Source organism: Hydrogenophaga sp. RAC07 (assembly GCF_001713375.1).
Taxonomy (GTDB): domain Bacteria; phylum Pseudomonadota; class Gammaproteobacteria; order Burkholderiales; family Burkholderiaceae_C; genus Hydrogenophaga.
Genome location: NZ_CP016449.1, coordinates 827,343 through 845,960, shown reverse-complemented (window position 1 = coordinate 845,960; position 18,618 = coordinate 827,343). Strand labels below are relative to the sequence as shown.

Below are 18,618 nucleotides of genomic sequence, written 5' to 3'. Positions count from 1 at the left end.
GTCGGGCTGACTGGTGGTGTCGCGCTCCGTCACCTACGAAACAAGCCACGTGGTGCCGGCCAGCAGGGTGACGATGAACACGGTGGTGACCAGCCTGGGCATGACGAAACCGCGAACCACGGCCGCGCCGTTGTGCAAGGCGGGCCAGGGGCCGCGCGAGCGGCTGCACACCGAGAGGTGATCGGCCAGGGCCGAACATTCCATGGGCGAGGTGTCGGCCGGGTGCCCAAACGACGAAGTGTCCCAACTGGGGGCAAAGGCGGTGGACTTCGGCATGGGCTTCTCCTGATTGACACGCCAGCGGAAAGAGTCCGAGGAGGTGAACTCCTTTGTAAAGCTCTGGTGAACCGAGGTCTGTTCGGTGACACACCCACGGACCATCGAGCTTGCAAGCAATGGTGACTTTCTTTACCGCGCAGACACCGTTCGTGCGCGCTACCGAACAGACCAGGAGCGCAGGATCCAACATCCTTCAACCCATCGGCCGGCGCCATGCACCGGTCTTCGCCATCCGGCTGTCACACCAGGAAATCACCATGAACACCACCGCCAAACGCTCTTCACCGATGCTGCGCCTCACTGCCCTGGCCACCCTGGCCGTGGCGGGCCTGGCCGGCTGTGCCGCGCCCTACCCGGTGTACGAACAACCGGTGGCGCAGCCCGCACCGGTCTACCAGTACCCCAGCCAATACCCACAAGCCCAGCAGCAGCAGGAACGCCGCGACTACCGCCGCCGCAACCAGGAAACCCTGTACGAAGCGCCGGTGACCTCGGTGCGCGCGGTGGTGGGCCCCAGCACCGCCCAGCGCTGCTGGATCGAGCGCGAAGAAGTCGTGCAGCAACCCCAGCGCAACATCCCCGGCGCCATCGCCGGTGCGGTGATCGGCGGCATCCTGGGCCACCAGATCGGCAATGGCAGCGGTCGCGACATCGCCACCGTGGGCGGCGCCGTGGCGGGTGCGGCCGTGGGCTCCAACGTGGGCCGCAACGGCTTTGGCGGCCAGCCACAGACCCAGGACGTGCAGCGCTGCACCCAGGCCAGCAACGGCCAGCCCGAGTACTGGGACGTGACCTACACCTTCAATGGCATCGGCCACCGCGTGCAGATGACGACGCAGCCCGGCCGGACCATCCTTGTCAACGCCAATGGCGAACCCCGCGTCTGACCACCAGACTTTTTTGAAGATCCCCCCCTTCCCCGCGCTGCATGCAGGACCACGTCCTGCCGGCGCGGGTTTTTTTTCGTGCTGCCAATGCGGTCCAATAGCGGCATGACCGAACCCCAGCACGCCAACCCCGACACCGACCAGCGCCTGACCGATCTCGAGATCAAGGCCAGCTACGCCGACGACCTGCTCGACACCTTGAACGCCCTGGTGGCGAAACAGCAGGAGCAGATCGACCTGTTGCTGCGCGAGGTGAGCCGGCTGCGCCAGCGCGGTGGCGACGACGGCCTCTCAGCCGGGCCGCGCGACCCGCGCGACGAACTGCCGCCGCACTACTGATGCATTGCTGAGACGCTAAGGACGCTGCGGCGCAATGGGTGTGCTGGCGACGCGCTCGAAGGCCGAGGTGGCCGCTGAAAAGTCCCACTGTTCCGCCACACAGCCCGCCGTTGGCGACCAGCGAACCACGTTCACCGAATTGGGCACGCCGCTGCGCACGCGGCTGGACACCGACGTGCCGGCCTGCACCGCCCACGCGGGACGCGCGAGACCCGGCAGCGGCATCACATACGGCAGGTGGATGTGGCCCCCCATGACGATGTCCGCGCCCGCCGCGGCCCAGGCGTGTTGCGCAGCCGCGTGGTTGTGCAGGCGGTTGGGCAGGTCTTCGGCCCGCATCACGTCGATGGGCTGGTGCACCACGACCACGCGCAGTTGTTCGGGTGTGGCCTGGCGCAACTGCTGCGCCACCGCGTCGATCTGTTCGCTGGAGACTTCGCCGTCCTTGTGGCGCCGGGCGCGCGTGGTGTTCACACCGATCACCAGCAGATCGTTTGAAGCGAACACGGGGGCCAGGTCGGCCCCGAAGGCCGCGCTGTAGCGCGCGTAGGTGCGCACGAAGCGGCCCCAGGGATTGAACAGCGCAATGTCGTGGTTGCCGGGCAGCGCAAGCAGCGGAGCGCCCAGCCGGTCCATGGCCTTGCGCGCGGCGCTGAACTGCTCAGTGCGCGCCCGTTGGGTGATGTCGCCCGAGAGCACCACCAGGTCCGGCCGCAGCTGCGCGGCGAGCGCGACCAGCGCTTCGACCACGGGGGCCCGTTCGGTGCCGAAGTGAGGGTCGGAGACCTGCAGCAGAACGCTCATGGCGCCACCACCGAAGGCGCTGCCTTGAGCAGCCACAAGGGCTGTGGCAACACGCGGATGGTCAGCGGCGCGCGCATCCAGTCCACCTCGCCGTCGAACGCCACCTTCACCCTGGGCCGCTTCATCAAACGCGAGGGCTTGATCACCAGGCTCTGGCACACGAAGCGTTCGATGCCGCTGGCTTCACCGAGCTGCCCGAGCGCACCGCGCAGCATCAGCGCCACCATGGCCAGCATGCCGATGGGCTTGAGGATCACGGCGGTCACATGGCCGTCGGCCGCGGCCCCCTCGGACTGCTCGCCGCTGCTGCCCAGGCCGAGCTGTTCCAGCTGCAGGCGGTTGTTGCCCACGAACAGAGTGAGCGTGCGCACTTCATGCTGCTGCCCCTCCCATTCGATCAGGAGCTTGAGGCGGCGCTGCGCGCGCAGCAGGGTGGCCATGCCCGCACCAAACGCCACCAGGCGGCTGCGGCCGAAGCGCGCCTTCCAGGTTTCGCGGTCCTGCAGCAGGTCGGGGTAGAGGCCCAGGCTGGCGTTGACGAGAAACACCTGCTCATTGATGGCCGATATCTGCACCGGCTCGGGTCGCGCATCGAGCAACCAGCGCAGCGCCTCCAGGGTCTCCGTGGGTGCGCCGTGCTCGCGCGCAAAGTAGTTGAAGGTGCCGCGGGGAATCACGCCCATGGTGCACCCCACTGCGTGCGCCGCCTGTGCCACCGTGTTGATGGTGCCGTCGCCGCCCACCGCCACCACGGCCGAACCATCGGCACAGGCGCGGGCAGCGGCTTCGCGCGCAACGTGCGCGAGTTCGCCGGGCGCGGCAAACAACACCGTGCCGGTGCGACCGGCTTCGCGCAAGCCCGCCTCGATCGCCTCGCGCGTGGCCTCAGCGTCGCCGTGGCCCGACTGGCCATTCACCACGAACTGCAGCGCTGCCGCCGGCTTGAACAGCGGACGCTGCATCAAAAGCCCACGGCCTGGCCGTCGCGGCGCGAATCGCTCGCGGCCACATAACCGTCGTCCATGTCCTCGGACAGGCGCCAGATGAACTGGCCGCTGCCGAAGTCCATGTAGGCGTCCGCGGCGGGCTCGAAACGGTGACCGAGATCCTTCAGGCCCTGCAACAGCGCGGGCGCCATGGTGGGCTCGAAGTCCACGTTCATGCCGCTGCCCACCTTCCAGCGCGGTGCGTCACACGCAGCCTGCGGCTGCTGGCCGTGCACAAGCATGCGCACCAGCGTCTGCACATGGCCTTGCGGCTGCATGTTGCCGCCCATCACACCAAAGCTCATCTGCGGGCGACCGTCTTTCATGACGAAGCCCGGGATGATGGTGTGGAAGGGCCGCTTGCCGCCGGCCACCTGGTTGGGGTGGCCCTCGGCCAGGGTGAAACCAAAGCCGCGGTTCTGCAGGCTCACGCCCACCGACGGCACCACCACACCGCTGCCGAAGCCCATGTAGTTGGACTGGATCAGGCTGATCATCTGGCCGCTCTCGTCGGCGGCGGTGAGGTACACCGTGCCACCGCGCGGCGGTGTGCCGTGCGCAAAGTCGCCGGCCCGTCCGGGCTGGATGAGCCTGGCGCGCTCCGCGAGGTACGCGTCGCTCAGCAGGTCGGCGGCGCTCACCTCGTTCATGTGGCGCGCGTCGGCCACCCAGCGGTAGGTGTCGGCAAAGGCCAGCTTGATGGCTTCGATCTGCAGGTGCTGAGATTCGATGCTGTCCACCGGCAGGCGGCCGATGTCGAGGTGTTCGAGCATGCCCAGCGCCATGAGCGCGGCGATGCCCTGGCCGTTGGGCGGGATCTCGTGCACCGAATAGCCGGCAAAGTTCTTCTGGATCGGCAGCACCCATTCGGGGCGGTAGGCAGCGAGGTCGGCCATCGTCATGCTGCCGCCGTTCGCTGCGGCATGGGCCACCAGCGCTTCGGCAATCTCACCGCGGTAGTAGGCCTCACCGCGCGTGTCCGCAATCTTGCGCAACGTGGCGCCCGCCGCCTTGAAGGTGAAACGCTCACCCGGGGTGGGGGCGCGGCCGTGCGGCATGAAGGCCTCGGCAAAGCCCGGCTGGTTTTTCAGGATGGGCACCTGGCGCGCCCACTTCTCGGCGGTGATGCAGCCCACGCCGTGGCCCCGCTCGGCCAGCTCGATGGCGGGCTCCATCAGGTCGGCAAACGGCAGCTTGCCGAAACGATCGGACAAGGCCACCCAGCCCGCCACCGCACCGGGTGTGGTGACCGAGTCCCAGCCGCGCTCGGGCATCTTGCCGCCGTGGCGGCGCGCGAAGTAGTCGTTGTTCCAGGTGGCCGGCGCCACGCCCGACGAGTTCAGGCCGTGCAGCTGCTCGCCGTCCCAGAGGATGGCGAAGTTGTCGCTGCCCAGGCCGTTGGAGATGGGCTCCACGATGGTGAGTGCAGCGGCGGCGGCGATCACCGCGTCCACCGCGTTGCCGCCCTTGTGCAGCATGCGCAGGCCCGCCGATGAGGCCAGGGGGTGCGAGGTTGAGACCACATTGCGCGCCATCACGGGGCTGCGCACGGTCGGGTAGGGGTTGGTCCAGTGGAATGTCATGCGGTGTCCAGGTTGCCTGAAAAGCGGGCTCGGTCGGGGCAGTTTGCCGGATATGCAAAGGCCTCGCCTGTCATGAGAACGACACCGGCGCCGAGAACAATGGCTTCATGAAAAACGCGACCTTCGATCACGCACAGGGCGCGTGGGGATACCGGCGATTCGACGTTCGGCTGTTTCGCTGGATGCGGGCCGGCCATGGCGCTCGTCCCGGCCTGCTGCCGGCGGCCTGCGCCATCTCGCACCGCAGCTGGGCGCCGATGTTGATCACGCTCATGGCCATGGCCGGGGCCACGCCCTCGGGCGGGTGGATGTTGCTGCAGGTGCTGCTCATGGCCACGCTCGCCCAGGTCCTGAGCAAACAATGCGCGGTGCTGTGGGCCGCGCCACGCCCCTTCGCGCTCGGTCTCAGCCACAACCACCTCCAGCACGGCCCCCGTGCCGGGCTGCCGAGCACGCATGCGGCGGTGATGGGCTCGGTGGTCGGGTACATGGCCGTGGCGGCTCCCGGTCACCCCCTGCTCGCTGTGCTGGGCGGCATTGCGCTGGCCACGGCCTGGGCGCGTGTTTACGCGGGTGCCCACTTTCCCAGCGACGTGCTGCTCGGCCTGGGCCTGGGTGGCGCGCTGGGGTGGACGGGTGCGCGGCTGCTGGGTCCGGGCTGAATGCACCCGAACCCGTCACTTGAGGATCTCGACCCCGAAGCCGCGGTAACCGATGAAGGTGCAGGAGCCGTCGAACATGGGCGTGCCGCTGACGCGGTAGCTGCGCTCCACACCCTTGGCGGATACGTGGTCCAGCTGCACGTCCAGGAACGGCGTGCGGGCTGCAATGCGGGCCTGCAGGTCGGCGCGCTGCACCATGTTCCAGCCGTCGTCGGCCGGGGGGGCTTCGGGCCCGTCCACCAACGGGTCGACGCGCATGCCCAGCATTTCCAGCACCGGGCCTGATACGCGGGTGAAGCGCCCCTCCTTGTCCTGCTCCCAGTACCAGTCGGTGGCCAGCTCGGTGAGGGCGCGGTAACGTGCTTCGCTCTCGCGCAACTCGGCCGTGCGTTCCTGCACTTCCAGCTCCAGCGCGTGGTTCATGTTGGCCAGGCGCTGGTGCAGCAGGCGCACTTCGAGCAGGTTGTGGATGCGCGTGCGCACTTCGAGCATGTCGAAGGGTTTGCTCACGAAGTCCTTGGCGCCGGACTGCAGCGCGCGCAGCTTGTGGCCCGGCTGCGCCGTGATCACCAACACCGGGATGTAGTCGTCGATCGCGTTGGCCTTGAGGCCTTCCATCACCTGGAAGCCGTCCATGCCCGGCATCTGCAGGTCGAGCAGGATCAGGTCGAACGGCGTGCGGCGGTGCATGCCGGTGACGGTGCCGGGGTCCATGGTGGAGTGCACGTTGGTGTAGCCGGCGCTCTCCAGCATCTGCTCGAGCAGCAACACGTTGGATTGCTGATCGTCGACGATCAGAACGCGGGCCTGCAGGATGTCTTGGGCGGTGATGGTCATGTGTTGTCCTGCGGGCTTTCGCCGGCGATCCGTTGCACGGAAATCACCAGCGCCGCGTCGATCGCGTCCATGAGCTGTCCAACCTTGATGGGTTTGGTGATGTAGTTGAAAAAACCCGCTTCCAGGCCACGTTCGATGTCACGCGGCACGGCGTTGGCACTCAGGGCAATGATGGGGATGTGGGCGGTGTCCGGATCGCCGCGCAACACCTTCATGGCGTCCAGGCCGCTCATGCCGGGCAGGTTGATGTCCATCAGGATGACCTCGGGCCGGTAGACCCGCGCGAATTCGATGCCCAGGCTGGCGTCGGCCGCGCCCAGCAGGCGCAGGTTGGTGCGCCGGGCAATGATCTGCTCCACCAGCTCCAGGTTGGCCGGGTTGTCTTCCACATACAGCACGGTCTTCATGGCCGCCCCGTCGGCCACCTCCAGTCGCGGAGGTTCGGCCGTGATCTCCAGAGCCAGGCCGGGCGCCGAGGCCAGGGCCATCTCGACCCAGAACACACTGCCCACGCCCTGGGTGCTGTCGGCACCGATCTCGCCGCCCATGAGCGCCACCAGCCGCTGCGTGACCACCAGCCCGATGCCGGTGCCCTCTTCCTTGCCACCCTCCTGGCCGAGCCGGTTGAAAGGCTGGAACAGCTGGCTCACCTGCTCGGACGTGAGGCCGGCGCCGGTGTCGCGCACGCTGATGCGCAGCGTGCCCGGCGTGGGCTCCGCGCACTCCACCGACACATGGCCGGAGGGTCGGTTGTATTTGATGGCGTTGAACAGCAGGTTGATCAGCACCTGCTTCAGGCGCGTGCGGTCGGCCTTCACGTAACTCTGCGCCGGCAGGCGCGGGAAGGCCATCCCGATGCTGCGCTGGCGGGCCTGCGACTCCACCATGGAGCGGCATTCCATCAGCACCTCCTGCAGCGACACCGGCTCCACCGACAGCGACAGCTTGCCCGACTCGATGAGTGCGAGGTCGAGGATCTCGTTGATCAGGTCCAGCAGGTACCAGCCGGCCTTGAGGATCTGGTCGATGCTGCGTTTCTGCGGCGGCGTGAGCGCGGGCGTGCCCGACTCCACCAGCTGCGCAAAGCCCAGGATGGCGTTGAGCGGCGTGCGCAGCTCGTGGCTCATGCTGGAGAGGAAATCGGACTTGGCCAGGTTGGCCTTCTCGGCCGCGGCCACCGCTTCATTGAGCTGCTGCTCCACCAGCTTGCGTGCGGAGTTGTCGGTGCCGATCAGCAAATAGCCGATGAGGCCGGCCGCGTCATCGCGCAGCGCGGTGATCGACACGATGGCCGGAAAACGGCTGCCGTCCTTGCGGATGTAGGTCAGTTCGTAAATGTCTTCGATGCCGCGCGAGGCCTTGAAGGCCAGCGCCTCGAAGCCGGGGGCAATCTGCGTGCCCTGCTCGGTGCTCAGCACCACGGCACGCGCGGTCACTTCCATCGGGTCGTGCAGGTCGCTCGGGCTCACCTGGTCGATCACCTCGTCGGCGCGGTAGCCCAGCATGTGCTCGGCGCCCACGTTGAAAATCTGGATCACGCCCTTTTCGTCGGTGGCGATGATCGAGAAGTTCGCGCTGTTGAGGATGGCGTTCTGCAAGGCCCCGGCCTTGAGCAGGGCACTGCGTCGACCGGCTTCGGAGAGCTCACGTGTCCCGGCAGAGGGGGGGTGATCGGGGGTACGTTGCGCTGGCATCGGTTTTCTTCTGGTACGGCGCGGCCCGAAGCGGGCGGCCACCTTCGAAGCTACGCAAGGCGACGGGCCACGTCCGTTCGGTAGCCCACACAAGGATGTGAGGCTACCACTTCGAAGGGCCATGCATGGACATACCCCGCCAGCGCGCTTAGGCTGCACCGATGACCCAGGCCACCCCAACGCGTTCACCACGCCCCCATCTGTTGCTTCCCACCGTGCTGGCCAGCGTGTTGCTGCTGAGCGCCTGCGCCGAGTCGGCCAGGCTCACGGTGGCGCAAGGCACCGGCCCCAACCCCAGCCTGCCCGAGCCCGCCAGCACGCTGATTCCCACCGTGAACATCGCGCCCGCCAAGGGCTGGCCGGCGGGCGCCACGCCCGTGCCTGCGGCGGGTTTGCGCGTGGCGGCGTTCGCCAGTGGCCTGGACCACCCGCGCTGGCTGCTGGTGCTGCCCAATGGCGACGTGCTGGTGGCCGAGAGCAACGCGCCGCCCAAGCCCGCCGGCAGCACCGGTGTGATGGACTGGATCGCCGGCCAGGTGATGAAACGCGCCGGCGCCGGCGTGCCCAGCGCCAACCGCATCACCTTGCTGCGCGATGCCGACGGCGACGGCGTGGCCGAGACGCGCTCGGTGCTGCTGCGCGACCTGCGCTCGCCCTTCGGCATGGCGCTGATCGGCGACCGGCTGTACGTGGCCAACGCAGACGCCGTGGTGACCTACCCCTACCGGAGTGGCGACACCACCATCACCGCGCCCGCCACCGATCTCGTGAAGCTGCCCGCCGGCGTGAACCACCACTGGACCAAGAACCTGCTGGCCAGCCCCGACGGCAACACGCTCTTTGTCGCCGTCGGCTCCAACAGCAATGTGGGCGAGCGCGGCATGGAGGCCGAGGTGGGCCGGGCGGCCATCTGGGCGGTGGACGTGAAGACCGGCGCGAACCGCGTGTACGGCTCTGGTCTGCGCAATCCGGTGGGCATGGCCTGGGACGCCGAGGGCCAGGCGTTGTGGACGGTGGTGAACGAGCGCGACGAACTCGGCAGCGACCTCGTGCCCGACTACCTCACCTCGGTGAAGGACGGCGGCTTCTACGGCTGGCCCTGGAGCTACTACGGCCAGACGGTGGACGTGCGCGTGAAGCCACCACGCCCCGACCGGGTGGCCACGGCGATCAAACCCGACTACGCGCTGGGCCCGCACACCGCCTCGCTCGGCCTGGCCTCGTCCGCCGGCAATGCGCTGGGCGCACCCTTTGCCAGCGGCATGTTCATCGGCCAGCACGGCTCGTGGAACCGCCGTCCGCACAGCGGCTACAAGGTGATCTTCGTGCCCTTCCAGGGCAACCAGCCCGCGGGCCAGCCGGTCGACGTGCTCACGGGCTTCCTGAGTGAACAAGGCGAGGCGCTGGGCCGGCCGGTGGGTGTGGCGGTGGACACGCGCGGCGCGCTGCTGGTGGCCGATGACGTGGGCAATGTGATCTGGCGCGTGAGCCTGAAACCCTGAACGACCCTGAACCACCCCGAATTTCCCGAAGGACACCATGAACAAGTACCTCGCCGCTTACGGCGGCACCGCCCTGGTGATGATCGTGCTCGACCTGATCTGGCTCGGCGTGATCGCCAAACCGATGTACCAGCAAGGCCTGGGGCACCTCATGGCCGCATCGCCCAACGTACCGGTGGCCGTGGTGTTCTACCTGCTGTTCGCGGCGGGTCTGGTGATTTTTGCCGTGGCGCCGCACACCGCGCCCCACAGCTGGGCCACCACCCTCACCATGGCCGCGCTGTTCGGCTTCTTCACCTACGCCACCTACGACCTGACCAACTGGGCCACGCTCAAGGACTGGCCATGGAAGCTCTCGCTGGTCGACATGGCCTGGGGAACGCTGGTGAGCACCGCCTCGGCCGCGGGCGGCAAGGCGGCGCTGGACTGGGCCACACGCCCCTGAGTTCCACGCGGGGGAGGCATTTTTCCCTGGCTGCGGTTACGATCGGGCATCGGGAACACAGCCTCCCGATTCTTGACGAACAGATGGTGTCCCATCCAAGTGCTGGCAACGCATTGGAGCTTTCCATGGACACCGCCATCCCCACCCACATCCCCCTTGGCATCTCTCCGCGCGAGCTCGCCTCGCGCATCGGTGCGCCCGGCGCGCCCCTGCTGCTCGACGTGAGGCGCTCGGCGCGTTTTGCCGAGAGCTCCCACCTGCTCGCCACCGCGCAGTGGTGCGCGCCCGACGCGGTCTCGGCCTGGGCCCGCAGCCACCCACCCGGTGAGGTGGTCGTGTACTGCGTGCACGGTCACGACGTGAGCCAGCAGGCGGCCGCCTCGTTGCGGCAGGCCGGCTGGAGCGCGCGTTTTCTCGCGGGCGGATTTGAAGGCGGCGAGCCCGGTGTGGACACACCGCAAGACATGGCCGAGTGGCGAGCGCTGCGACCGCTGGCGATCCGGAAGCGCCCCGATCTCGGTGTGGATGGCGTGCAAGCTTCCACCTGGATCACGCGCGAACGGCCCAAGATCGACCGCATCGCCTGCCCGTGGCTGGTGCGCCGGTTCATCGACCCCCGGGCCACCTTCCTCTATGTGCCGACCCCGTCGGTGCTCACACAAGCGGCGCAGCTCGGCGCGGTGGCGTTCGACATTCCCGGCGCCCCCATCAGCCACGACGGCGAGCTCTGCAGCTTCGACACGCTGTTGCGCGCCTTCGACCTGCAGCACGACCCGGCGCTGGCGGCGTTGGCGCGCACTGTGCGAGCGGCCGATACCGACCATCTGGAACTCGCCCCACCCGCTGCGGGCCTGCTGGCTGTGTCGCTCGGTCTCTCGGCCCTGCACGCCACCGACGACCTGGCGATGCTGGAAGCGGCCATGCCGGTCTACGACGCGCTGCACGCCTGGTGCCGGCTCGAAGCCCAGGGCATCAGCGAGCGCCACAACTGGACACCCGACACCCTGAAAGCCCCCATGGCATGAACGAACGCCCCGCCCCCGTGCCCTTCGCCGAGGCCTTCCGGTTCTGGCTCAAGCTGGGCTGCATCAGCTTTGGTGGGCCGGCCGGCCAGATGGCGATCATGCACACCGAGCTGGTGGAGCGCCGCCGCTGGATCAGCGAGAAACGGTTTCTGCACGCGCTGAACTACTGCATGGTGCTGCCCGGCCCCGAAGCGCAACAACTTGCCACCTACATCGGCTGGCTCATGCACGGCACGCGCGGCGGACTCGCGGCGGGCATGCTGTTTGTGCTGCCATCCCTGCTCTTGCTGGTGTTGCTGTCGTGGATCTACCTGGCATTCGGCAGCCTGCCGGTGGTGGCGGCGGTGTTCTACGGCATCAAGCCGGCGGTGACGGCGCTGGTGTTGCACGCGGCGCACCGCATCGGCAGCCGCGCGCTGAAAAACCGCTGGCTCTGGGGCATTGCGGCGGCGGCCTTTGTGGCGATCTTTGCGCTGGACGCGCCCTTTCCCGCCATCGTGCTGGTGGCCGCGCTGGTCGGCCATTGGGGCGGACGGCGCTGGCCCCAGGTCTTCGTGACGGGCGCGGGCCATGCCGCCGGAACGCAGGCCCACGCAAGCGCCCTGATCGACGACGACACGCCCGCACCCGACCACGCCCTGTTCACGCGCCGCCGGCTCGTGCAGGTGCTCGCCATCGGCAGCGGGTTGTGGCTGCTGGCCATGGCGGTGCTGCTGGCGCTCTACGGCGTGCAGGGCACGCTCACGCAGATGGGCTGGTTCTTCACCAAGGCCGCGCTCATGACCTTTGGCGGCGCCTACGCAGTGCTGCCCTATGTGTTCCAGGGTGCCGTCGAAGACTTCGGCTGGCTCAACGCGCAGCAGATGATCGACGGCCTGGCGCTCGGAGAAACCACGCCCGGCCCGCTGATCATGGTGGTGGCTTTCGTGGGTTTTCTGGGCGGCTGGCTGCAACCCATGCTCGGCGCCGACACGTTGTTCTGGTCGGGCGCGCTGGCGGCCTCGGTGGTGACCTTCTTCACCTTCCTGCCGTCCTTCGTGTTCATCCTGGTGGGCGGGCCGTTCATTGAAACCACGCACGGCCAGTTGAAGTTCACCGCGCCGCTGACCGCCATCACGGCGGCGGTGGTGGGCGTGATCCTGAACCTGGCGCTGTTCTTCGCGTACCACGTGTGGTGGCCGCAGGGATTTTCCGGCCCGTTTGATGCACCGTCGGCCGTGCTCACCGTGCTGGCGGCCGTGGCCCTGTTCCGCTTCAAGGTGGGCGTGGTGCCCTTGATCGTGGTGTGCGCCTTGCTCGGCGTGGCCTGGCGGATGCTCGGCGGCTGACGCTACTGACCGCCGGCCACAAACCGGTCGGCGCGAGCCGCCTGCAACACCGCGGGCAGGCTGTGGTGCATGGCCGAGACCGGGCGCGCACCGCCCAGCCAGTCGTTGGGCGTGACGAACCAGAGCGCGAGTTCAACATCGTCGAACACCGGGCGCAGTTCGTTCAGCAAGGGCGTCATGGCGTCGATAACCGAGGCGGTGGGCAGATCGAACTGGAACAGCGGGAACATCGGTCCCCAGGGGCTGTCGAGCGACACCACGGCCCGGGTCACGATCCAGCGCGCCACCAGCGACACCGGCTCCGAGTCGGGCAACCAGCCCGCCACCTCGCAGCGGTGGCGGATCAGGTCGGCCAGGTCGTCTCCACTCACCAGGCCGCCCGTGCCCGAGAACGCCGCGGCGGTGGACAGCCAGTGCAGAGGCACCACCGCGTTGGCACGGCGGGTGAAGACCGTGCGCGCCTTGGCCGATGGGCTGTGCGGGGCGGATGGATCGGTCAGTTGGGACAGGTGTCGTTCGGGAAGCATGGCGGCGTCTCCGGGATGGGCCGCAGGCGTGCGGACATCGGGCAAAGAGGAGAGCCTCGGGCTTTTGACCGAGCAAGTCTGTACGGTGCCCAACGGACCCCGTGCGGCAACACAACAGGGCCGCCCACGCGGCCAGGTCAGGCCTCGGCCAACCACCGATCCAGCGTGGTCTGGCCGATGCGGGCGCCCGGGCCAGGCACCAGCGAGCGCTCGTCGATGCGGGTGCCGAAATAGAGCGCGTTTTCATCGAGCACCACCTCGCGCGGGTCCTGGCGGGCCTGCAACACGCGGCGCACCAGCGCGTCCAGCGGCACGGCCTCGGGTCCGGCAACCTCGCAGGTGCCGTTGAGCGGCGCTTGCAGCGCCGCATCGGCCAGTGCCGCCGCCACGTCCGCCGCCGCGATGGGCTGCAGCGGCGCCGACGGCAGCGGCACCGTGTTGCCCACCGTGCCCACGTGGGCCACCGACATCAGGAACTCGAAGAATTGCGTGGCGCGCACCAGGGTGAAGGGCACGGGGCCCGCCTTGATCAAGGCCTCCTGTGCGATCTTGGCGCGGAAGTAACCACTGTCCGGAACCCGCTCGGAGCCCACCACCGACAGCGCCACCACATGGCCCACGCCGGCACGCGCACAAGCCGCCAGCAGGTTCTGCGTCGAAGCGCGGAAGAAGTGCATCACCGCCGTGTCTTCGAACGAGGGCGAGTTGGTCACGTCGACCACCACCTGGGCGCCCGCGAGCGCCTCGCTCAGGCCTTCGCCGGTGACGGTGTTGACCCCCGTGGAGGGCGAGGCCGCCGTGACGGCGTGGCCACGCTCGCGCAGCAAGGTGCTGAGTTGTTTGCCGATGAGGCCGCTGCCTCCGATGATCACGATGTTCATGTCGAGTCCTGTGGTTCGTTGGGTGGGAACGTGTGGGGCGGCGACCTGATGTCGCCACCCACAGGACACAAGACGCGCCGTCGCCTCAGTTTGTGACAGACCTGCCCGCACCCAGCGCGGCGACGATGCGCGCGAGCTTGTCGGGGTTGCGCTGCGCGTGCACGCGCAGGATGCGCTGGCCATCGGTTTCGAACGACTGCGCCGATTCCAGCGCGCCGTGGATGAAACGCAGCAGGCCCCACTGTCCGTTGAGCAGCACCAACTCGAAGCGCACGGCATCGCCGAACTTCAGGTGGGTGGCCAGGTAAAGCTGCGCAATGCGCTGGGCACCCACCAAGGGCACGCCGAAGCTCGGCACCTGGCCACCGCCGTCGCCGATGAGCCGGGCGTCTTCAGCCAACAGGTCCTTGATCGCCCCGAACTGCCCGGTGGCCGCGGCGTCGGCAAAGCCGCGCAACAAGCGCCACTGGTCTTCGCGCGAGACCACATGACGCGCTCGTTCGTCCTTCAGCTGTGCCTTGGCGCGGTGCACGATCTGGCGGCACGCGCTCTCGCTCTTGCCCAACGCCTCGGCCACCTCGCCATAGTCGGCATCGAACACCTCGCGCAGCAGGAAGGCCGCGCGGGCCTCGGGAGCCAGGCGTTCGAGCAGGGTCAGGAACGCCACCGACACGTTGTCGGCGCGTTCCAGCATCTGCTCCGGCGACAGCGGGGTATCGGACATCAGCGGCTCGGGCAGCCAGGTGCCGATGTAGTGCTCGCGCTGCACCTTGGCGCTGCGCAGACGGTCGATCGCCAGGCGGGTGGTGACGGTGACCAGCCAGGCTTCGGTGCTGTCAAGTTCGCTGTGGGTGGCTTCGTGCCAGCGCAACCACGCGTCCTGCACCACCTCCTCGGCCTCGGCCCAGGAGCCCAGCATGCGGTAGGCGATGCCCTGAAGGCGGGGCCGCAGGCGGTTGAAGGTGGCGGTGGGATCGTTCATGACCGGTCAGACGTGCCAGGCCAGGTGTTTGTGACAACGGCCTGCCCCGGACGGGCCACGTCATCCTTCAGTGGCCCGTCAGGCGTCCGGATCGTCCGGTTCGGTGGGCGGCTCGGGCGCTGCGCCCGGCGGTGGAGCGAAGCACATGCGCTCACCATCCCAGGTCTGGCCGCACCAGCACTGGCCATCCTCGTTGATGATGCAGGTGCCGGTGCCGCAGCAGCGTGGGTCTTCCATGGGGCCTCGACGGGTCGAAATTGAACAGGAGCCGAGGTTAGCGCGCCTGCGCAGGACCTGCCGGGCCCGAACGGGTTGGCCCCGCGCGCTGCTCGATCTGCGCTTCCAGCTCAGGGCGCAGGCCCAGCAGAAAACCGGCCTCGGTCACCACGAACAGCGGCCCGATGATGAGGCCGCTGATGTCGTCCACAAACGCCGGCTTGCGGCCTTCGAAGATGTGGCCGACGAACTGGATGATCCAGCCCACCACAAACAGACCCAGGCCCACCGCGGCCCACGCACCGGTTGACAGCGCCGCCGTGGCCTGGGCCAGCCACAGGCAGGCCAGCAGCAGTGCACCCATCACGGCGCCGAGACGCAGGTCCAGCCGAAGGTAGTACAGGGTGGCCACAATCGCGGCCACGGTGGCGGCCGAGACCGGCCAGCCGGCGAGATCGAAACTCGGGCGCGCGAGCAGCACCACCACCGCCAGCACGATCATGGGAATGCCCACGAAATGCGTGGCGATGTTGCGTCGGTCGCGGTGGTAGGCGGCGTACTGGCCGAGGTGGTCGGTGAGGGTTTTCATGGCGGTTCTCCTCGGGCATGAAGCCCGTGTGACATTGTGGCCAGCGCCGGCCCGGCTGACCATGGGGAATGCGCTGAGGCGCGACCGGTCGGGGACACCGCGCGTGCCATCATGGCGGCCCGTGCTGCCCATCCTGTACTCCTTTCGCCGCTGCCCCTACGCCATCCGCGCGCGCCTGGCGCTGTGCCAGGCCGACGTGGCGGTGGCGCTGCGCGAGGTGGTGCTGTCGAACAAGCCGGCGGCCATGCTCGCGGCCTCGGCGGCGGGCACGGTGCCGGTGCTGCAGTTGCCGTCGGGCGAGGTGATCGCGCAGAGCCTGGACATCATGCGTTGGGCGCTCGGGCAGCAGGATGCCGACGGCTGGCTGGCGCGCGGCGATACGGCTGGGCAGCGCGCGCTCATCGACACCTGCGACGGCGCCTTCAAACACGCGCTCGACCGCTACAAGTACGCCGAACGCCACCCCGAGCGCAGCGCACACGCGTGGCGAGACGACGCGGTGGCCTGCCTGATCGCCCCGCTGGAGGCGCAGCTCTCCGCCACGGCACATCTCGGCGGCGAACAGCCGGGCCTGGCGGACGCGGCCATCTTCCCGTTCGTGCGCCAGTTCGCCGCGGTGGACGCCGCGTGGTGGGCCGCATCGCCGTGGACGGCCACCCGGCGCTGGCACGACCGCTGGGCAACGAGCGCACTGATGGCGACCTGCATGCACAAGTTCGCGCCGTGGCAACCCGGCGCCTCAGTGACGGTGTTTCCGCCGTGAACGGGACCACCCCGCCCGCCGAGACCCTGCAGGTCGCCGTGCGTGTGCTCTGCGCCTTCACCGCCCAGGCCGGTGACCTGGACCTGCGTTTCACGCCCTCGCCCACCGCACAGGACGGTGTGGCCGGGCACGAGACCGTGACCGCGCGCCGGGCAGCGCCCTACCAACGCGAAGTGCCCCTGCGCGCGCGTTTCGGCGACCTGCTGGTGCAGGGCCGCGCCGACGGCTTCGACCCCGATGGCCCACGGCTGGAAGAGATCAAGACCCACCGCGGCGACGTGGCGCTGGTGCGCGAGAACCACCGCGCGCTGCACTGGGCGCAGGCGCGCGTGTACGCCTGGATGCTGTGCGAGCAGCTCGGTCTGGAGCGCATCGAGGTGGCGCTGGTGTACTTCAACATCGACACACGCAACGAGACCGTGCTGGCCGACTGGCACACGGCCGACGAACTGCGGCTGCACTTCAACGGGCTGTGTTCGCGCTACCTGGGCTGGGCGCGCAGCGAGCAGTCGCACCGCCAGGCGCGCGATGCCTCGCTGCAAACGCTGGCCTTTCCCTTCGACGGTTTTCGCGCGGGACAACACGAGCTGGCCGGCGCCACCTGGCGCACCCACCACCACGGCCGACACCTGCTCGTGCAGGCGCCCACCGGCATCGGCAAGACCATGGCCACGCTGTTCGGCGCGCTCAAGGCCATGCCCAAACCGGGCACCGACAAGCTGCTCTACCTCACCGCCAAGACGCCGGGCCGACGGCTCGCACTCGACGCGCTGGCGCGCTTGCAACCCAACGCGTCCACCGGCCGCCTGCGGGTGCTGGAGCGTGTGGCGCGCGAGAAGGCCTGCGAACACCCCGACAAGGCCTGCCACGGCGATGCATGCCCCTTGGCCAGCGGTTTCTACGACCGGCTGCCGCAGGCGCGCATTGAGGCCGCGCACACCGCCTGGCTGGACCAGGCGGGGCTGCGCAGCGTGGCACTCAAACACAGGGTGTGCCCCTACTACCTGGGCCAGGACATGCTGCGCTGGAGCGACGTGGTGGTGGGCGACTTCAACCATTTCTTCGACCTGAGCGCGCACGCCTGGGCGCTCACCGTGGGCGAGCCCTGGCGCGTGGGCCTGCTGGTTGACGAGGCGCACAACCTGATCGAGCGCGCGCGTCTGATGTACAGCGCCGAACTCGACCCGCTGACCTTGGCTGGGCTGCGCAAAGCACCACCCAAAGGACTCAAGGCCTCGCTGGATCGCCTGCACCGGTTCTGGGGCACCCTGGGCCGTGGCCAGGCGGCCGGGCAGGTGCTGCTGAACGAGCTGCCCGAGGGCCTGGTGGGCGCACTGCAGCAGCACGCCGCCGACCTCTCGGAACACCTGGCGCTGGACACCACCGCGCCCGACGTGCGGGTGCAGGCCTGGCTGTTCGAGGTGCTGCACTTCGTGCGCGTGGCCGAGGTGTTCGGCGACCACTCGCTGGTGGAGATCAACCGCCCCGAGGCCGCCGCGCGAACCCGCGCACCGCGTCCCCGGCTGGCGATCCGCAACCTCGTGCCCGCGCCGCACCTGCAGCCGCGCTGGCAGGCAGCGCACAGCGCCACCTTGTTCTCGGCCACGCTCAGCCCCATGGAGCACGCCATCCAGCTGCTCGGTCTGCCCGCCGACATGGCGCGGCTGGAGGTGCCCTCACCGTTCGACCCGGCGCAGCTGCGGGTGCGCATCACGCCGCACATCTCCACCCGCTACCAGGACCGCGCCACATCGCTCGACGCGTTGGTGGCGGTGATGGCCGAACAGTTCCACGCCCAGCCGGGCAACTACCTCGCGTTTTTCAGCAGCTTCGACTACCTGCAACAGGTGCTGGCGCGTTTTGCCGCAGCACACCCGGACATCCCCGCTTGGTCACAGTCACGTGGCATGGCGGAGCTGGAGCGCAGTGCGTTCGTGGCGCGCTTCACCGAAGCCAGCCAGGGCATCGGTTTTGCGGTGCTCGGGGGTGCGTTTGGTGAGGGCATCGACCTGCCCGGCCAGCGCCTGATCGGCGCCTTCATCGCCACGCTGGGCCTGCCCCAGGTGAACCCGCTCAACGAGCAACTGCGCGCACGCCTGCAGTTGAAACACGGCCGGGGCTACGACCATGCCTATCTGTTTCCCGGTTTGCAGAAGGTGGTGCAGGCCGCCGGGCGCGTCATCCGCGGGCCCGACGACCGCGGTGTGGTTGTCTTGATGGACGACCGCTTCGGCCACCCCGAGGTACGTGGCCTGCTCCCGCCGTGGTGGCGCATCGAACGCAGCTGAA

At 68.7% G+C, this 18,618-nt stretch carries 20 protein-coding genes; 9 read left to right on the top strand and 11 right to left on the bottom strand.

The window, feature by feature from the left end; all coding sequences use genetic code 11:
* Window positions 1-33: 33 nt before the first annotated feature.
* Window positions 34-276 carry a hypothetical protein gene (locus BSY239_RS03985; protein WP_069045707.1) on the bottom strand — a complete coding sequence of 81 codons (243 nt, stop codon included), beginning with the start codon at window positions 274-276 and terminating at the stop codon, window positions 34-36.
* A 260-nt stretch (window positions 277-536) separates the two neighbouring features.
* Between BSY239_RS03985 and BSY239_RS22955 the strand changes: the two genes are divergently transcribed.
* Window positions 537-1,166: a glycine zipper 2TM domain-containing protein gene (locus tag BSY239_RS22955; protein WP_257784871.1), complete on the top strand. Its 630-nt coding sequence runs from the start codon at window positions 537-539 to the stop codon at window positions 1,164-1,166.
* Window positions 1,167-1,271: 105 nt separating this feature from the next.
* Window positions 1,272-1,505 (top strand): SlyX family protein, encoded by a 234-nt coding sequence (locus BSY239_RS03975; protein WP_069045705.1) that lies wholly within the window; start codon window positions 1,272-1,274, stop codon window positions 1,503-1,505.
* 15 nt (window positions 1,506-1,520) lie between these two features.
* Here BSY239_RS03975 and BSY239_RS03970 read toward each other — a convergent pair whose 3' ends face one another.
* From BSY239_RS03970 to BSY239_RS03960, 3 genes are read right to left on the bottom strand one after another with little or no spacing between them, the layout of a single operon-like run.
* Window positions 1,521-2,309, bottom strand: a complete 789-nt coding sequence (locus tag BSY239_RS03970; protein WP_069045704.1) for a metallophosphoesterase family protein — start codon at window positions 2,307-2,309, stop codon at window positions 1,521-1,523.
* Complete coding sequence (locus tag BSY239_RS03965) at window positions 2,306-3,271, bottom strand: diacylglycerol/lipid kinase family protein (protein WP_069045703.1); 966 nt, start codon at window positions 3,269-3,271, stop codon at window positions 2,306-2,308. The genes BSY239_RS03970 and BSY239_RS03965 overlap by 4 nt, the downstream gene beginning before the upstream one ends.
* On the bottom strand, window positions 3,271-4,878 hold the full coding sequence (locus tag BSY239_RS03960; RefSeq protein ID WP_069045702.1) for a gamma-glutamyltransferase family protein: 1,608 nt from the start codon (window positions 4,876-4,878) through the stop codon (window positions 3,271-3,273). Before BSY239_RS03960 ends, BSY239_RS03965 begins: the two co-directional genes overlap by 1 nt.
* 107 nt (window positions 4,879-4,985) lie before the next feature.
* Here BSY239_RS03960 and BSY239_RS03955 point away from each other — a divergent pair, with 107 nt between their 5' ends.
* Window positions 4,986-5,540 carry a phosphatase PAP2 family protein gene (locus tag BSY239_RS03955; RefSeq protein ID WP_069045701.1) on the top strand — a complete coding sequence of 185 codons (555 nt, stop codon included), beginning with the start codon at window positions 4,986-4,988 and terminating at the stop codon, window positions 5,538-5,540.
* Between the two features lie 15 nt (window positions 5,541-5,555).
* Here BSY239_RS03955 and BSY239_RS03950 read toward each other — a convergent pair whose 3' ends face one another.
* Window positions 5,556-6,377, bottom strand: a complete 822-nt coding sequence (locus BSY239_RS03950; RefSeq protein WP_069045700.1) for a response regulator — start codon at window positions 6,375-6,377, stop codon at window positions 5,556-5,558.
* Window positions 6,374-8,071 carry a PAS domain-containing hybrid sensor histidine kinase/response regulator gene (locus tag BSY239_RS03945; protein ID WP_069045699.1) on the bottom strand — a complete coding sequence of 566 codons (1,698 nt, stop codon included), beginning with the start codon at window positions 8,069-8,071 and terminating at the stop codon, window positions 6,374-6,376. Before BSY239_RS03945 ends, BSY239_RS03950 begins: the two co-directional genes overlap by 4 nt.
* A gap of 161 nt (window positions 8,072-8,232) precedes the next feature.
* On the opposite strand from BSY239_RS03945, the gene BSY239_RS03940 reads away from it, so the two are divergent.
* The 4 genes from BSY239_RS03940 (at window position 8,233) to chrA (ending at window position 12,371) form a co-directional block, all read left to right on the top strand.
* Entirely contained in the window at window positions 8,233-9,573 is a 1,341-nt protein-coding gene (locus tag BSY239_RS03940; protein WP_083239791.1) for a PQQ-dependent sugar dehydrogenase, read from the top strand.
* Window positions 9,574-9,610: 37 nt separating this feature from the next.
* Entirely contained in the window at window positions 9,611-10,018 is a 408-nt protein-coding gene (locus BSY239_RS03935) for a DUF2177 family protein (protein ID WP_069045698.1), read from the top strand.
* A gap of 125 nt (window positions 10,019-10,143) precedes the next feature.
* Window positions 10,144-11,043 (top strand): chromate resistance protein ChrB domain-containing protein, encoded by a 900-nt coding sequence (locus BSY239_RS03930; protein ID WP_069045697.1) that lies wholly within the window; start codon window positions 10,144-10,146, stop codon window positions 11,041-11,043.
* Window positions 11,040-12,371 (top strand): chromate efflux transporter, encoded by a 1,332-nt coding sequence (gene chrA, locus BSY239_RS03925; RefSeq protein WP_069045696.1) that lies wholly within the window; start codon window positions 11,040-11,042, stop codon window positions 12,369-12,371. The genes BSY239_RS03930 and chrA overlap by 4 nt, the downstream gene beginning before the upstream one ends.
* A 2-nt stretch (window positions 12,372-12,373) precedes the next feature.
* Here chrA and BSY239_RS03920 read toward each other — a convergent pair whose 3' ends face one another.
* The 5 genes from BSY239_RS03920 to BSY239_RS03905 all read right to left on the bottom strand — a co-directional run bounded on the left by BSY239_RS03920 (window position 12,374) and on the right by BSY239_RS03905 (window position 15,566).
* Window positions 12,374-12,898 carry a hypothetical protein gene (locus tag BSY239_RS03920; protein ID WP_069045695.1) on the bottom strand — a complete coding sequence of 175 codons (525 nt, stop codon included), beginning with the start codon at window positions 12,896-12,898 and terminating at the stop codon, window positions 12,374-12,376.
* Window positions 12,899-13,035: 137 nt separating this feature from the next.
* Complete coding sequence (locus BSY239_RS03915) at window positions 13,036-13,779, bottom strand: SDR family oxidoreductase (protein WP_069045694.1); 744 nt, start codon at window positions 13,777-13,779, stop codon at window positions 13,036-13,038.
* Between the two features lie 85 nt (window positions 13,780-13,864).
* Complete coding sequence (locus BSY239_RS03910) at window positions 13,865-14,761, bottom strand: RNA polymerase sigma-70 factor (protein WP_069045693.1); 897 nt, start codon at window positions 14,759-14,761, stop codon at window positions 13,865-13,867.
* A gap of 78 nt (window positions 14,762-14,839) precedes the next feature.
* Window positions 14,840-14,998 carry a hypothetical protein gene (locus tag BSY239_RS22590; protein WP_172823070.1) on the bottom strand — a complete coding sequence of 53 codons (159 nt, stop codon included), beginning with the start codon at window positions 14,996-14,998 and terminating at the stop codon, window positions 14,840-14,842.
* 37 nt (window positions 14,999-15,035) lie between these two features.
* On the bottom strand, window positions 15,036-15,566 hold the full coding sequence (locus tag BSY239_RS03905) for an Mpo1 family 2-hydroxy fatty acid dioxygenase (protein WP_069045692.1): 531 nt from the start codon (window positions 15,564-15,566) through the stop codon (window positions 15,036-15,038).
* Window positions 15,567-15,669: 103 nt separating this feature from the next.
* On the opposite strand from BSY239_RS03905, the gene BSY239_RS03900 reads away from it, so the two are divergent.
* A complete protein-coding gene (locus BSY239_RS03900; protein WP_069045691.1) occupies window positions 15,670-16,329 on the top strand; it encodes a glutathione S-transferase N-terminal domain-containing protein in 660 nt (219 codons plus the stop codon).
* On the top strand, window positions 16,326-18,617 hold the full coding sequence (locus tag BSY239_RS03895) for a helicase C-terminal domain-containing protein (protein WP_069045690.1): 2,292 nt from the start codon (window positions 16,326-16,328) through the stop codon (window positions 18,615-18,617). The genes BSY239_RS03900 and BSY239_RS03895 overlap by 4 nt, the downstream gene beginning before the upstream one ends.
* The last annotated feature ends 1 nt before the right edge of the window (window position 18,618 follow it).

Coding starts and splice junctions, on each gene's coding strand:
- BSY239_RS03985 (WP_069045707.1), bottom strand. CDS start 276: ATGCCGAAGTCCACCGCCTTTGCCCCCAGTTGGGACACTTCGTCGTTT.
- BSY239_RS22955 (WP_257784871.1), top strand. CDS start 537: ATGAACACCACCGCCAAACGCTCTTCACCGATGCTGCGCCTCACTGCC.
- BSY239_RS03975 (WP_069045705.1), top strand. CDS start 1,272: ATGACCGAACCCCAGCACGCCAACCCCGACACCGACCAGCGCCTGACC.
- BSY239_RS03970 (WP_069045704.1), bottom strand. CDS start 2,309: ATGAGCGTTCTGCTGCAGGTCTCCGACCCTCACTTCGGCACCGAACGG.
- BSY239_RS03965 (WP_069045703.1), bottom strand. CDS start 3,271: ATGCAGCGTCCGCTGTTCAAGCCGGCGGCAGCGCTGCAGTTCGTGGTG.
- BSY239_RS03960 (WP_069045702.1), bottom strand. CDS start 4,878: ATGACATTCCACTGGACCAACCCCTACCCGACCGTGCGCAGCCCCGTG.
- BSY239_RS03955 (WP_069045701.1), top strand. CDS start 4,986: ATGAAAAACGCGACCTTCGATCACGCACAGGGCGCGTGGGGATACCGG.
- BSY239_RS03950 (WP_069045700.1), bottom strand. CDS start 6,377: ATGACCATCACCGCCCAAGACATCCTGCAGGCCCGCGTTCTGATCGTC.
- BSY239_RS03945 (WP_069045699.1), bottom strand. CDS start 8,071: ATGCCAGCGCAACGTACCCCCGATCACCCCCCCTCTGCCGGGACACGT.
- BSY239_RS03940 (WP_083239791.1), top strand. CDS start 8,233: ATGACCCAGGCCACCCCAACGCGTTCACCACGCCCCCATCTGTTGCTT.
- BSY239_RS03935 (WP_069045698.1), top strand. CDS start 9,611: ATGAACAAGTACCTCGCCGCTTACGGCGGCACCGCCCTGGTGATGATC.
- BSY239_RS03930 (WP_069045697.1), top strand. CDS start 10,144: ATGGACACCGCCATCCCCACCCACATCCCCCTTGGCATCTCTCCGCGC.
- chrA (WP_069045696.1), top strand. CDS start 11,040: ATGAACGAACGCCCCGCCCCCGTGCCCTTCGCCGAGGCCTTCCGGTTC.
- BSY239_RS03920 (WP_069045695.1), bottom strand. CDS start 12,898: ATGCTTCCCGAACGACACCTGTCCCAACTGACCGATCCATCCGCCCCG.
- BSY239_RS03915 (WP_069045694.1), bottom strand. CDS start 13,779: ATGAACATCGTGATCATCGGAGGCAGCGGCCTCATCGGCAAACAACTC.
- BSY239_RS03910 (WP_069045693.1), bottom strand. CDS start 14,761: ATGAACGATCCCACCGCCACCTTCAACCGCCTGCGGCCCCGCCTTCAG.
- BSY239_RS22590 (WP_172823070.1), bottom strand. CDS start 14,998: ATGGAAGACCCACGCTGCTGCGGCACCGGCACCTGCATCATCAACGAG.
- BSY239_RS03905 (WP_069045692.1), bottom strand. CDS start 15,566: ATGAAAACCCTCACCGACCACCTCGGCCAGTACGCCGCCTACCACCGC.